General features: G+C 71.7%; 11 protein-coding genes and 1 pseudogene. 8 read left to right on the forward strand and 4 right to left on the reverse strand.

The window, feature by feature from the left end; genetic code table 11:
* Positions 1-61 precede the first annotated feature (61 nt).
* The 4 genes from GFH48_RS40210 (at position 62) to GFH48_RS35445 (ending at position 2,783) form a co-directional block, all read left to right on the forward strand.
* Entirely contained in the window at positions 62-142 is an 81-nt protein-coding gene (locus GFH48_RS40210) for a putative leader peptide (protein WP_351629460.1), read from the forward strand.
* Between the two features lie 80 nt (positions 143-222).
* Entirely contained in the window at positions 223-732 is a 510-nt protein-coding gene (locus tag GFH48_RS35435; protein WP_153292150.1) for a flavin reductase family protein, read from the forward strand.
* A gap of 206 nt (positions 733-938) precedes the next feature.
* Positions 939-1,733 (forward strand): electron transfer flavoprotein subunit beta/FixA family protein, encoded by a 795-nt coding sequence (locus tag GFH48_RS35440; RefSeq protein ID WP_153292151.1) that lies wholly within the window; start codon positions 939-941, stop codon positions 1,731-1,733.
* Positions 1,734-1,808: 75 nt separating this feature from the next.
* Positions 1,809-2,783, forward strand: coding sequence for an electron transfer flavoprotein subunit alpha/FixB family protein (locus tag GFH48_RS35445; protein ID WP_153292152.1), 975 nt, complete (start codon positions 1,809-1,811; stop codon positions 2,781-2,783).
* A 57-nt stretch (positions 2,784-2,840) separates the two neighbouring features.
* Here GFH48_RS35445 and GFH48_RS35450 read toward each other — a convergent pair whose 3' ends face one another.
* Positions 2,841-3,734: an endonuclease/exonuclease/phosphatase family protein gene (locus tag GFH48_RS35450; RefSeq protein WP_153292153.1), complete on the reverse strand. Its 894-nt coding sequence runs from the start codon at positions 3,732-3,734 to the stop codon at positions 2,841-2,843.
* Between the two features lie 179 nt (positions 3,735-3,913).
* Between GFH48_RS35450 and GFH48_RS35455 the strand changes: the two genes are divergently transcribed.
* Positions 3,914-5,218: a DUF6986 family protein gene (locus GFH48_RS35455; protein ID WP_153292154.1), complete on the forward strand. Its 1,305-nt coding sequence runs from the start codon at positions 3,914-3,916 to the stop codon at positions 5,216-5,218.
* 713 nt (positions 5,219-5,931) lie between these two features.
* Here GFH48_RS35455 and GFH48_RS35460 read toward each other — a convergent pair.
* Positions 5,932-7,023, reverse strand: a complete 1,092-nt coding sequence (locus GFH48_RS35460) for a LacI family DNA-binding transcriptional regulator (protein WP_228121113.1) — start codon at positions 7,021-7,023, stop codon at positions 5,932-5,934.
* Between the two features lie 168 nt (positions 7,024-7,191).
* On the opposite strand from GFH48_RS35460, the gene GFH48_RS35465 reads away from it, so the two are divergent.
* Positions 7,192-8,151 carry an ROK family protein gene (locus GFH48_RS35465; RefSeq protein ID WP_153292155.1) on the forward strand — a complete coding sequence of 320 codons (960 nt, stop codon included), beginning with the start codon at positions 7,192-7,194 and terminating at the stop codon, positions 8,149-8,151.
* A gap of 288 nt (positions 8,152-8,439) precedes the next feature.
* Here the strand turns inward: GFH48_RS35465 and GFH48_RS35470 are convergent, their stop codons facing one another.
* Positions 8,440-10,473 (reverse strand): NPCBM/NEW2 domain-containing protein, encoded by a 2,034-nt coding sequence (locus GFH48_RS35470; RefSeq protein ID WP_194280769.1) that lies wholly within the window; start codon positions 10,471-10,473, stop codon positions 8,440-8,442.
* Positions 10,474-10,888: 415 nt separating this feature from the next.
* Between GFH48_RS35470 and GFH48_RS40215 the strand changes: the two are divergent.
* Positions 10,889-10,975: pseudogene (locus GFH48_RS40215) on the forward strand (integrase); the annotation flags it as partial.
* A 43-nt stretch (positions 10,976-11,018) separates the two neighbouring features.
* Positions 11,019-11,579 carry a histidine phosphatase family protein gene (locus GFH48_RS35475; RefSeq protein WP_153292157.1) on the forward strand — a complete coding sequence of 187 codons (561 nt, stop codon included), beginning with the start codon at positions 11,019-11,021 and terminating at the stop codon, positions 11,577-11,579.
* Between the two features lie 18 nt (positions 11,580-11,597).
* Here GFH48_RS35475 and GFH48_RS35480 read toward each other — a convergent pair whose 3' ends face one another.
* Positions 11,598-12,395: a transglutaminase domain-containing protein gene (locus tag GFH48_RS35480; RefSeq protein WP_153292158.1), complete on the reverse strand. Its 798-nt coding sequence runs from the start codon at positions 12,393-12,395 to the stop codon at positions 11,598-11,600.
* Between the last annotated feature and the right edge of the window lie 103 nt (positions 12,396-12,498).

Consider the following 12,498-nt stretch of genomic DNA (forward strand, 5'->3'; position numbering starts at 1 on the left):
ACAGCTCCCAAAGACCGGGCCGCACTTGACTGCACCGGCCACCTATCGTCAGCCTGACCGTATGCCCCCGGAACTCCTTCTCTTCGAGCGTGTCCACGTGGACCTGGCCCGCACCGCCAGTGCGTGCTGTCCGGTCCGTTGAGCACCAGCGGACCCTCCCCCGCCCTCGGCGCCCCCCGGGCGGGGGACCCCCACGACACCTCTCGCAGTGAGGACGACTCCATGACGGCCACGCCAGGTCTCGGCACCCACCAGCTCGCCTCGCCCGAACTGCTGCGCTCCGTCTTCCGGCGGCACGCCGCCGGTGTCGCAGTGATCACGGCGCAGGGCGGTGAGGGCCCGGTCGGTTTCACCGCCACCTCGCTCACCTCGGTCTCCGCGGAGCCCCCGATCGTCTCCTTCGGCGTCGGCTCCGGCGCGTCGAGCTGGCCCGCGATCTCCGAGTCCGACCACGTCGGCGTGCACATACTCGGCGAGCACCAGCGGGAGTTGGCCGCCACCTTCGCCAGGAGCGGCGCCGACCGTTTCGGCGCGCCCACCCGTTGGCGCGCGGGGCCCGAGCGTGTTCCCGTCCTCGACGACGTGCTGGCCTGGCTCGTCTGCCGGATCGTGGCCAGGGTCCCGGCGGGGGACCACCGCATCGTGCTGGCCGAGGTCGTCCTCGGCGACCCGTCGGGCGACGGACGCCCGCTCCTCTACCACCAGGGCCGGTTCAACGGCCTGCGTGACTGACGGGCGGCTTCCAACCTACTCGCCGGTTACACAGCGTTGCCAAGGTCACAGTGCAAAGCGCTTGCTCAGTGGGCAGGAAGTGGATGTACTGGCGAGTAATATTTCGTTCGGAGCGCGGGCCGCCCCGACCGGGATCGGCCGCTTCAGGCGCCTATGCTGCCTGAAAGAAGGCAGCCCAGAAATGACGATGCAGTAGGAGAGCCGGCGTGAGCTTGAGGATCGTTGTCACTGTGAAGTACGTGCCCGACGCCACTGGCGACCGGCACTTCGCCGAGGACCTGACCGTCGACCGTGACGACGTGGACGGTCTGCTCTCGGAGCTCGACGAGTACGCGGTGGAGCAGGCGCTGCAGATCGCCGACGAAGCGGACGACGCAGAGATCACCGTGCTGACCGTCGGTCCCGAGGACGCCAAGGACGCGCTGCGCAAGGCGCTGTCGATGGGTGCCCACAAGGCCATCCACGTCGAGGACGACGACCTGCACGGCACCGACGCCATCGGCACCTCGCTGGTGCTCGCCAAGGCGATCGAGAAGGCCGGCTACGACCTGGTCATCTCCGGCATGGCGTCCACCGACGGCACCGCCGGCATCGTTCCGGCGCTGCTCGCGGAGCGTCTCGGCGTCCCGCAGGTCACGCTGCTGTCCGAGGTCTCCGTCGAGGGCGGCCCGACCGGCACGGTCAAGGGCCGCCGTGACGGCGACACCGCCTCCGAGCAGCTGGAGGCCTCCCTGCCGGCCGTCGTGTCGGTGACCGACCAGTCCGGCGAGGCGCGCTACCCCTCCTTCAAGGGCATCATGGCCGCGAAGAAGAAGCCGGTGGAGTCCTGGGACCTGGAGGACCTGGAGATCGAGGCGGACGAGGTCGGTCTCGAGGGTTCCTGGACCAAGGTCGACACCGCGGCCGAGCGCCCGGCGCGCACCGCCGGCACGATCGTCAAGGACGAGGGCGAGGGCGGCAAGCAGCTCGCCGAGTTCCTCGCGGGCCAGAAGTTCATCTGAGGCCCGTTCGAGGCTCGCTGAACCCCGACACGCCGACCGCCCCTCATCTTTCGTAAGCAGGAGAGAAGAAGTCCCATGGCTGAAGTTCTCGTCTACGTCGACCACGTGGACGGTGCCGTCCGCAAGCCCACCCTGGAACTGCTGACGCTGGCCCGTCGCATCGGCGAGCCCGTCGCCGTCGCCCTCGGCTCCGGCGCCGAGAACACCGCCGCCGTGCTCGCCGAGCACGGCGCGGTGAAGGTCCTCACGCACGACGCCGCCGAGTACGCCGACTACCTGGTCGTACCGAAGGTGGACGCGCTGCAGGCCGCGTACGAGGCGGTGTCCGCCGGGGGCTCCCTGGCCGCCGTGCTCGTCCCGTCCTCCGCCGAGGGCAAGGAGATCGCGGCCCGCCTCGCGATCCGTATCGGCTCCGGCATCATCACCGACGCGGTCGACCTGGAGGCCGGTGACGAGGGCCCGGTCGCGACGCAGTCCGCGTTCGCCGCCTCCTTCACCACCAAGTCCCGTGTCTCCAAGGGCACCCCGGTCATCACGGTGAAGCCCAACAGCGCCGCCGTGCAGGCCGCCCCGGCCGCCGGCGCGGTCGAGGCCCTCGCCGTCTCCTTCTCGGAGAAGGCCACCGGCACCAAGGTCACCGCGCGCACCCCGCGCGAGGCGACCGGCCGCCCCGAGCTGACCGAGGCCGCGATCGTGGTCTCCGGCGGCCGCGGTGTCAACGGCGCCGAGAACTTCTCGGTCATCGAGAACCTCGCCGACTCCCTCGGCGCGGCCGTGGGCGCCTCGCGCGCCGCGGTGGACGCCGGCTGGTACCCGCACTCCAACCAGGTCGGCCAGACCGGCAAGTCCGTCTCGCCGCAGCTGTACATCGCCTCCGGCATCTCCGGCGCCATCCAGCACCGCGCCGGCATGCAGACGTCGAAGACGATCGTGGCGATCAACAAGGACGCCGAGGCTCCGATCTTCGACCTCGTCGACTACGGCGTGGTCGGTGACCTCTTCGAGGTCGTCCCGCAGCTCACCGACGAGATCAAGTCCCGCAAGGGCTGACCGAGTCCGGCCGTACGAGGCCCCCGTGACCGCCCGCGCGGTCACGGGGGCCTCGTGTCATCCCAGGCTCAGCGTGGCCCGTACGGGCAGGTGGTCGCTCGGGTGGCGCCCGTGCGAGGAGAAGGTGTCGACCTCCGTCCGGTGCGTGCGCACCCCGGGCGTGACGAGGATCCAGTCGATGCGGTCACCACCGGGCACCAGCGGCCCGTAACCGTGGAAGGTGGCGTACGGGATGCCGCGTTCGGCAGCGGTGTCCCAGGTGTCCACGAGACCGGCGCCCAGCATCGTGTCGTAGACCGGGTTCTCGTGGGCGGCGCTGTTGAAGTCGCCGGTCACCACGAGCGGCAGGGCGCGGTCGAACCCGGCGATCCGCTGCCCGATCAGCTCGGCGGCACGCATACGCGCGTACTGGCTCCCGCTGTCCAGATGGGTGTTGAGGACGTAGAACTCGCGTCCGCCCGCGTGCAGATCACGGAACCGGACCCAGGTGACCATGCGGATGTGGGAGCCGCCCCATGTGTTGGAGGCGATCACTTCGGGTGTGTCGGAGAGCCAGAAGTGGTCGTATCCGGCCGGGGCGAGGCGCTCGGTGTCGTAGAAGACCGCCGCGAACTCGTCACGGCTGCCGCCCGCGCGGCCGGCGCCGATCCAGTCGTACCGCCGTCCGAGATCGGACGCGATGTCACGCAACTGCGCGTAGAGGCCCTCCTGGGTGCCGATGACGTGGGGGGCCGCGCGGCGCAGCAGTTCGCGCATCACCGGCCGGCGCGTGGCCCAGCTGTGGGGCTCGGCGGTGCTCGCGAAGCGCAGGTTGAACGTCATGACGTCCAGCCGCCGCCCGCCGCCGGGGCCGGCGGACGCCGACGCCGTACCGAGCAGAGGGGCGGTCACCGCGGCGGCCACCGCGGTCCGCAGGCCCAGACGCCGGGTCACCCGGCGGATGTTCGACATGAGATCCCCTCCTGGTACGGCCAGCATGAGGGGTGCGTGGCGGTGCGCGAAAGAAGGCATGGGGCAGGAGAGAAGGCGACGGACCAGGGTGCGGACAGGTGTTGACCACGCGAAGCGCCATGGATAACTTCGCTCTACGGATTGTTGATTCCATGAAGCGGAAAACAGGAGGGTGTGGGATGGGCAAGGGCCAGCAGGAGAATGTGGCGACGAGTCTCGCGGGCGCCGTCAGCGAGGAGATCAGCGCCTCTCTCGCCCCGGTCGACGCCGAACTGGAGCGCCGCTACCCCGGAGACCCCGGCACGCGGCAGCCCGTCCACACCGTGTACGTCCCCGCCGACGCGTTCACCGCCGACACCGTCCGCTCCTGGGGCGACCGGGCGCTCGCGGCCCTCGACGAGCACGCGCCCGACGCCGCCTCCTTCGCCGCGGTCCTCGGTCTCGGCGACGACCTCGCCGGGCCCGTGTACGACCGGATGCGGGCCAAACTCGAACGGGAGCCCGTCGAGGACCTCCGGGTCGACTTCGAGGACGGCTACGGTCCGCGCCCGGACGCCGAGGAGGACGAGGCGGCGGCGCGCGCGGCCCGGCTGATCGCGCAGGCGTACGTCGACGGTACGGCCGCTCCGTACATGGGCATCCGCATGAAGTGCATGGAGGCACCGGTCCGCCGCCGGGGGATCCGTACGCTGGATGTCTTCCTGACCGGCCTGATGGACGCGGGTGGCCTGCCCGAGGGGCTGGTCCTCACCCTCCCCAAGGTGACGTACGCGGAACAGGTCACCGCGATGGTGCGGCTGCTGGAGGAGTTCGAGAAGGCGCGCGGCCTCGCGCCCGGACGGATCGGCTTCGAGATCCAGATCGAGACCAGCCAGTCGATCCTGGCGACCGACGGCACCGCGACCGTCGCCCGGATGATCCAGGCCGCCGAGGGCCGCGCCACGGGCCTGCACTACGGCACCTTCGACTACAGCGCCTGCCTCGGCGTCAGCGCGGCCCACCAGGCCAGTGACCACCCGGCCGCCGACCACGCCAAGGCGATCATGCAGGTGGCCGCCGCGGGCACCGGCGTACGCGTCTCGGACGGCTCCACGAACGTGCTGCCGGTCGGCCCGACCGAGAAGGTGCACGACGCCTGGCGGCTGCACTACGGCCTCACCCGCCGCGCCCTGGCCCGCGCCTACTACCAGGGCTGGGACATGCACCCCGGTCACATCCCGACCCGCTACGCCGCCGTGTTCGCCTTCTACCGCGAGGGCTTCGAGCAGGCCGCCGGCCGCCTGACCCGTTACGCCAGCCGCACCGACGGCGACGTCATGGACGAACCCGCCACCGCCAAGGCGCTCAGCGGGTACCTTCTGCGCGGCCTGGACTGCGGCGCCCTGGACATCGCGGAGGTGGCCCGGCTGACGGGTCTGACGCGGGCGGACCTGGAGGGTTTCGCCACGCCGGGGCGCGGGAACCTCACCGCCTCCGCGAAGTAGCGCGCCGGCACCGCCTGCCCGCCGTGGAGCGCCACCCCGTGAGCGCGCGGGGAGTCCCCGACGAGCCGTCCTGGCCGGTGCCGACGGCGGACGCGCATCTCTCCGGCCCGGACACCGTGGCGCGTCCTCCCCGGCGAACAGCCGACCGCCCACGCCGACCGCCCACGCCCACCGCCACGATGTCCCGCACGACGGCGGGGAGGCGGGGCGCAGCGAGCGTCTCGTGAACGGTGAGGACGGCCTCCGCCCCGGTGATCCGGAAGGACCCGCGTCCCTACCCGCCGGCGTCCCCGCCCGATGGAGTCCGCCGCGTACGCGTTCCTGCGGACGTCCGCCATCGAGGGAGCAACCGGCCCGTCGGGCGCGGCGCTTGGACGGGCGACGACGACACGTCCCCGCCCCGGCTCACCCGCGTCGGGCCCCCGACCACGGGATTCCGGCCACGGGATTCCAGAGGCGTGCCTTCACCGCCGAGACCGTGCCGCCCACCCGTACCGGCCCGTCCCGCACCGGAGTCGGGCGGGGCGGATGTGGAACCGGACCGCCGGGACCGGCAGTTGATCCCCGTACGTCGGGCGTGGCAGCGGCAACGGCCGGTCACCGTGCGGGAGTCCGGACTCCCCGGGGCACGACCGGGGTGACCCGGGGGCCGCACGGGAGGCGCCGCGGCGAGAACGGGGTTTCGCGGTCGCGCGGGTCCGGAACGTCACCACTCAGGGCGAGGGCGGCAGTTCCCCCGAGCCACGGGTGATCAGACGGGTCGGCAGCTCGATGCGTTCCGGGGTGAGGAGGCTGCCGTCGAGCTGGCGGAAGAGGCGATCGGCGGCGGTGCGGCCGAGGGCGGCGGCGTCCTGGGCGACGACGGTGACCCCCGGCTGGAGGAGGTCGGCGAGTTCGATGTCGTCGAAGCCGACGAGAGCCACGGGACGTCCGTGCTCGGCGAGGACCCGGACCACCGTGACCGTCACACGGTTGTTGCCCGCGAAGATCGCGGTGACCGGGGAGTCTCCCGAGAGCATCTCCTCCGCCGCGTCACGGACGCGCAGCGGGTCCGTGACGCCCAGGGACATCCAGGCGGGCTCGACCGCTATCCCCGCGTCCTCCATGGCCGCGCGGTAGCCGCGCAGCCGCTCTGCGGCGGTGTGGATGCGGGGCATGTCGCCGATGAAGCCGATCCGGCGGTGACCGTGGTCGATCAGATGGGTCACCCCGTCCCGGGCCCCGCCGAAACTGTCCGAGAGGACCACGTCGGCGTCGATCTGTCCCGCCGGCCGGTCCACGAACACCGTCGCCACACCCGCCTTGATCTCGGGTTCGAGGTAGCGGTGGTCGTCACCGGCCGGAATGACGACCAGCCCGTCCACCCGGCGCGCGCACAGGGCGAGGACCAGCTCCTGCTCGCGTTCCGGGTCCTCGGCGCTGGAGCCGTTGATGAGCAGCGCGCCATGCGCACGGGCCACCTCCTCCACCGCGCGGCTGAGCGGGCCGTAGAACGGGTCCGCGAGGTCCTCCAGGACGAGGCCGATGCTCGCGGTGCGGCCCTTGCGCAGGACCCGCGCGCTGTCGTTGCGCCGGAAGCCCAGCGCGTCGATGGCCTCCTGCACCCGGCGCTCGGTGTCCGGGGTCACGCCCGGCTCACCGTTGACCACGCGTGAGACCGTCTTGAGACCCACGCCGGCACGCGCCGCCACGTCCTTCATGGTCGGGCGGTTGCCGTAACGGTTCTCGGGTCGGCGGGCGGTCTCTGCCACGATGCGCTGTCCTGTCCTGTCGTCCACGGTGATGCGACCATTACTGTCGTCCATGGTGATGCGACGGTCCATGGGGATGTATGAGGATGTGGCGTCGAGCATAGAGCCTGGACAACGTTGTCAGATGCGGGAGACACTGTTCACCGCATTCTCCGGCCTGCGCCCCCCACCGCGAGACCGGTCTGCCCTGTTTCGCAAGGTTCACCAGGAGAACTGACACTGATGCACACCGACCTCGTGGCCGCGCTCGACATCGGCGGCACCAAGATCGCCGGAGCGCTCGTGGACGGCCGTGGCCGGATCCTGCTGCGCGCGCAGCGCGCGACGCCCGCGCAGGAGGACGGCGACACCGTCATGGGGGCCGTGGAGGCCGTGGTCGGCGAGCTGACTCGTTCTCCGCTGTGGAGCAGGGCCGGGGCCGTCGGTATCGGCAGCGCGGGCCCGGTGGACGCCTCGGCGGGCACCGTGAGCCCCGTGAACGTGCCGGGCTGGCGTGACTACCCGCTGGTCGAGCGGGTCCGCGAGGCCACGGGCGGTCTGCCCGTCGAGCTGATCGGCGACGGCGTCGCCATCACCGCGGCCGAGCACTGGCAGGGCGCCGCCCGCGGTCACGACAACGCGCTGTGCATGGTGGTGTCGACGGGCGTCGGCGGCGGGCTGGTTCTGAACGGTCAGCTGCACGCGGGCCCCACCGGCAACGCGGGCCACATCGGGCACATCAGCGTGGACCTCGACGGCGACCTGTGCCCGTGCGGCTCCCGGGGCTGCGTGGAGCGCATCGCGAGCGGTCCGAACATCGCTCGGCGCGCCCTGGAGGGCGGCTGGGTGCCCGGAGCCGACGGCGACACCTCGGCCGCCGCGGTCGCCGACGCCGCCCGCGCGGGCGATCCGGTGGCGGTGGCGTCCTTCGAACGGGCCGCCAGGGCGCTCGCGGCGGGCATCGCGGCCACCGCGACCCTCGTCGAGATCGACATCGCCGTCATCGGCGGCGGCGTGGGCAAGGCGGGCGACGTGCTCCTCGACCCGCTGCGCAAGGCGCTGGGCGACTACGCGACGCTGTCCTTCGTACGGCGGCTGACCGTGGCACCCGCGCTGATGGGCACGGACGCCGGTCTGGTCGGCGCGGCGGCGGCCGCGCTCAGTCGGCAGTCGAACGAGACGGTCGCGCGGGTCGGCGGCTGAGGGTCGCGGGCGGGGTGGCCGGGTGGGGTGACCGCGGCCGGCGTGGTCGGAGCGACTGGGGTGACCGGGGCCACCGGAGCGACCAGAGCGACCGGAGTGGCTGGTCGGGATTCCGGTCGCCGCCGTGGGGCGTGGGCTTTCGGGTTTTCGATCGGTCGGCCGGGTCGGCCGGTGTGCCGGTCACGTCCGTCGGGAGGGCGGTGGGCGGCTCGCCCGTCCGAGAGAGCCGCCCACCCGCTCGGCCGACTGGGAGGCCGACCGGCCCTTCTGCCGTCCGGGGCGGGTCGCTCAGCAGCTCAGCCGCGCGTCGGCCCAGTCGGCGTGGTCCGAGTCGATCCCGTCGCCGCCGTCCGTGACGACCAGGCGGACCACCTCGGCGCCCCTCACATCGGCCGACACGGGCTGCGCGGGCATCGTGTTGGTGAGCACCCCGGTCGAGGCGACCTCGGCGCCGTCCGCCCAGATCTCGAAGGCGACGGTTCCCCTGTCGCCCTTCTCGTCGTCGACCCCGACGTCCGCGGTGACGGTCTCGCACTTCTTGCCGGTGTAGTACTCGACGGCGCTCGCCGCGTGCACACCGAGGCCTTCAGCGTGGACGACACCGCCGAGGGTGATCGGATGACCGTCGCCCGCCGCGCTCTCGCCGTTGCTTGTATTGCGCTCGACGGGCCCGTACCCGTTGGCCGCCGACATCCACGGCAGGTCCCCGAGGGACGAGGTGCCCGGGGGAGGAGGCACGACCACGGAGGCCGTCACGGGCAGCACGCTCTCGACGAGCACGCCGCGAGGCGAGCGGTACGTCGCCCGCAGGGTCAGGTCGTACGATCCGGTGGCGGTGCCCTCGGGCGCGGTGAGCCGCCACTTCGTGCGCAGCGAACGGCCGGTCGGCACGGCCGGCGCGGTGGTCCGTGAAGCGGCCCTGACCGTCCAGCCGGCGGGACCGCTGAGCGTCACGGCGACGCGTCGCGCCGTCGTGCGGCCGAGGTCGGTCACCGACGTCGTCAGGGTCGCGGGCCCACCCGCCTCCACCAACGGGTTCCCGTCCAGGCCGAGTTCGACGGCGGGCGGTTGCTGGGCCCAGCCGTGTCCGGCCGAGACGCGGACGAGCACCGTGCCGTGCGCGGGGACGGTCGCGGAGATGGCGCCCGCGGTGTTGTAGCTCCGGTGCTGCCACAGATCGCGCAGGGTGTAGCCGGGAGCCGCCGGCAGTCCCACGGCCGCCGCGGTGGTGGCGACGCGCTGCGCGCCGCCGGTCTCGTTGAAGAGAGCCACCGCCCGGCTGCCGTCCTTCATCTCCTTGGCGACCACCCAGCGTCCGCCCTCGGAGGAGAGCACGGTGCCCTGCTTGCCGAGCGGGTCCTGGTCGACCGCCACGACTTCCTTGTTGGCGAGGATGTCGAAGGTCGCGGGGGTCGCCTTGCGCAGGTCGGAGCCGATGAGCAGGGGTGCGGCCATGACCGACCAGAGGGAGAAGTGCGAGCGGTACTCGGTGTCGGTCATCCCGCCGTTGCCGACCTCCAGCATGTCCGGGTCGTTCCAGTGCCCGGGACCGGCGTACGGCGCAAGGGGCAGGTTCTGCTTGAGGATCGACAGCATCGAGCCCCAGTTGTCGCTGATGTCCCCGGTCGTGCGCCACAGGTGTCCGACGTCCGACGCCCACTGCCAGGGCTTGTTCTCGCCCCACTCGCAGATGCTGTAGACGATGGGGCGTCCGGTTTCCCGGGAGGCGGCCTGAAGGGCGTCCCGCATGGTCGTGTAGCGCGACTTGGCGTCCACGCCCTGGTTGTTGCAGTTGTCGTACTTGAGGTAGTCGACGCCCCAGTCCGCGAACTGCCGGGCGTCGCTGTACTCGTGGCCCAGGGCGCCGGGGAAGCCCACGCTGTCGCACGTCTTCGTACCGGCGCTGGTGTAGACACCGAGCTTGAGCCCCTTGGCGTGCACGTAGTCGGCGACCGCCTTGATCCCGTCGGGGAACCGGGCCGGGTCGGCGACCAGTTTGCCGTCCGCGTCCCGGGAGGGCAGCGCCCAGCAGTCGTCCAGGTTGACGTACTGGTACCCGGCGTCCTTGAGACCCTTCTCGACGAAGAGGTCGGCGATCCCCTTGACCATGCTCTCGTTGAACTCCGCCCGGCAGTGCGTGGAGTTCCAGTTGTTGAAGCCCATCGGCGGGGTGAGGGCGAGACCGTCGGCCAGGGCCGGGACGGCCACGTCCGTGGCGGGGGTGGCCAGGGCCGGTGCGGCGAGGCCGGTCGTACACAACAGTCCAGCGACGAGCGCTCCGACCAATCTGCTGCGGGTGGTGCGGGTGTGAAGGTGACGCATCGTTACGTTCCTCCGAACTCGCGAAAGACAGACGTCTGCATGTCCGCGACAACTGTGCGCGTTTACGGTAGGACGTGTCTGACTCTGTTGGAAGAGGAGAGCGAAAGCTGTCCGATATCCCGTCAGAACCTGCGACCCCCTGCGGAGATGAGGGATGAGCTCTGAGCCCTGCGTTCGGTTGTGTTGAATGGCGTCCGGAGGGGACCTGTGGCGCGGTCACCGGCCGGCGGGCGTTGCCCGGGCAGAGGGCGCGGCAGGACATCGGAGGTCCCGCGGAATCCCCTGCGTGGCGTCGGGCGACGTCGAGCCAGGCCGGTGAACCTTCCGGGGTGCCCGTCGGCGCTCTGACCACATTGGTTCGCCGGGTTGGGGGTCGGCGCGGTCGGATGTGCGGTGACGTGCGAGGTGCAAGATGAATGCCCGTCACCCCGACGTGCCGGCAGTCCAGCGCCGCGAGCGGGCCTGTATCCGAAGCGAGAAGGGCATCCGCTGGGGAGGCCGCCCACTCGCCGAAGCGGCCTGCCCCACCGAGAAGAGAGCCTCCGATGGCAGTAGAGATCATCTACGAGACTCACGCCACCACCACCGACAACCAGGCGGGCATCGCTACCGGCTGGCTCCCGGGCCGGCTCTCGGAACTGGGCCGCCGCCAGGCCGGGGAACTGGGCGAGCGCCGACGCGGCGACGCGCTCGCGGCGGTGTTCACCTCCGACCTTCACCGCGCCGTGGAAACCGCCCGGATCGCGTTCCCCGGCGGCAAGCCCGCGATCCATCAGGACATCCGACTACGCGAGTGCAACTACGGCGACCTCAACGGAACATCCGCCGTCCTCATCGCCGCCCAACGGGCCCGCCGGATCGACGAGCCCTTCCCAGGCGGACAGAGCTACCGCCAGGTCCTGGCGGCCACCGACGCATTCCTCCATGACCTGGCCACTGACTGGGACGGCTGCCGGATCCTGCTGATCGCCCACTCGGCCAACCGATGGGCTCTGGACTGTCTGCTCGCCGGAGCATCACTGGACGACCTGCTCGAAGCCCCACCTGCGTGGCGCCCGGGCTGGCGCTATACGCTTCCCGCCGACTGGCCTGCCCCAACCCGGTGAACCTTCTGAGTCACGGCACTAGACACCCGCCGAGCGCCGGCCCAGGACGGGCTCCGCCAGCAGTCGCGCCATCGCGCAGAGGGTCTGGCCGTGCCGGGCGAAGAGTTCGTCACGCGAGCCGAAGTGGCCGAGATCCGCCAGGACATGGGCCGAGAGGTCGCAGGCGACACTGTCGGCGGGGCAGACCGTCGCGCCGTCCCAGTCGATCGCCGTCCTGGACAACGCCTCGAAGAGCGTCTCCGCGCCGGTGTTGGTGAAGCCGCCGCCGTGCCCTTCGCTCAACTCATCCAGGCCGCCGAAGAGTTCCGAGACCGTCAGCCAGGGCGGGGTGGGCCGGTCGGCCGGCGACAGGTCTTCAAGGCGGAATTCCGGCCACGCGAGCAGAACCTGGTCCGGGACGATCCGGTGCAGCCGGGGAAAGCGCGGATACCAGAAGGCCCCGTCCACCAGCAGCCCGCGCACCCGCGTGGCCACCCCGGACGCCCGTGCGACGGCCTCCAGTACGGCCAGCCGCTGGCTGCACGACCCGCGCCCGAGGCGAAGCACCTCCGAGACGGGCCGTTCGTCCCGCACCGAGTACACCGGCCGCACCTCCGCGACGATCCGCCGGTGGGCCTGGCGCAGGGCCGCCGTCCGGTGGGCGGGATCCGAGGTGCCCGCCGGGTCCTCCGGCGCGGCGACGCGCCCGAGCAGCGCGGTGACTCGCGGATGCCGCCAGTCGAGGATCCTCGTCGGGTCCGTGCTCCCCGCCACCGCCCTCCCGCCGCTGGAGCGCCGGCGGGTACGGCCTCGGGGCGTGAGAAGCGAACTCGTCATGACCGTGGTCCTCTCGTCGGGCACCCCAAGGGCGGCGAGGGGTATCGTGACAGAGAATTTGAACGTGTTCAACTGTGAGGTGAACGTCGCCCGCCGCATATCC

The sequence above is a fragment of the Streptomyces fagopyri genome, from assembly GCF_009498275.1.
Classification (GTDB): domain Bacteria; phylum Actinomycetota; class Actinomycetes; order Streptomycetales; family Streptomycetaceae; genus Streptomyces; species Streptomyces fagopyri.

Excerpts from the sequence above, each read along its gene's own strand:
- GFH48_RS40210 (WP_351629460.1), top strand. The coding sequence starts at position 62 with ATGCCCCCGGAACTCCTTCTCTTCGAGCGTGTCCACGTGGACCTGGCC.
- GFH48_RS35435 (WP_153292150.1), top strand. The coding sequence starts at position 223 with ATGACGGCCACGCCAGGTCTCGGCACCCACCAGCTCGCCTCGCCCGAA.
- GFH48_RS35445 (WP_153292152.1), top strand. The coding sequence starts at position 1,809 with ATGGCTGAAGTTCTCGTCTACGTCGACCACGTGGACGGTGCCGTCCGC.
- GFH48_RS35450 (WP_153292153.1), bottom strand. The coding sequence starts at position 3,734 with ATGTCGAACATCCGCCGGGTGACCCGGCGTCTGGGCCTGCGGACCGCG.
- GFH48_RS35455 (WP_153292154.1), top strand. The coding sequence starts at position 3,914 with ATGGGCAAGGGCCAGCAGGAGAATGTGGCGACGAGTCTCGCGGGCGCC.
- GFH48_RS35460 (WP_228121113.1), bottom strand. The coding sequence starts at position 7,023 with ATGGACGACAGTAATGGTCGCATCACCGTGGACGACAGGACAGGACAG.
- GFH48_RS35465 (WP_153292155.1), top strand. The coding sequence starts at position 7,192 with ATGCACACCGACCTCGTGGCCGCGCTCGACATCGGCGGCACCAAGATC.
- GFH48_RS35470 (WP_194280769.1), bottom strand. The coding sequence starts at position 10,473 with ATGCGTCACCTTCACACCCGCACCACCCGCAGCAGATTGGTCGGAGCG.
- GFH48_RS35475 (WP_153292157.1), top strand. The coding sequence starts at position 11,019 with ATGGCAGTAGAGATCATCTACGAGACTCACGCCACCACCACCGACAAC.
- GFH48_RS35480 (WP_153292158.1), bottom strand. The coding sequence starts at position 12,395 with ATGACGAGTTCGCTTCTCACGCCCCGAGGCCGTACCCGCCGGCGCTCC.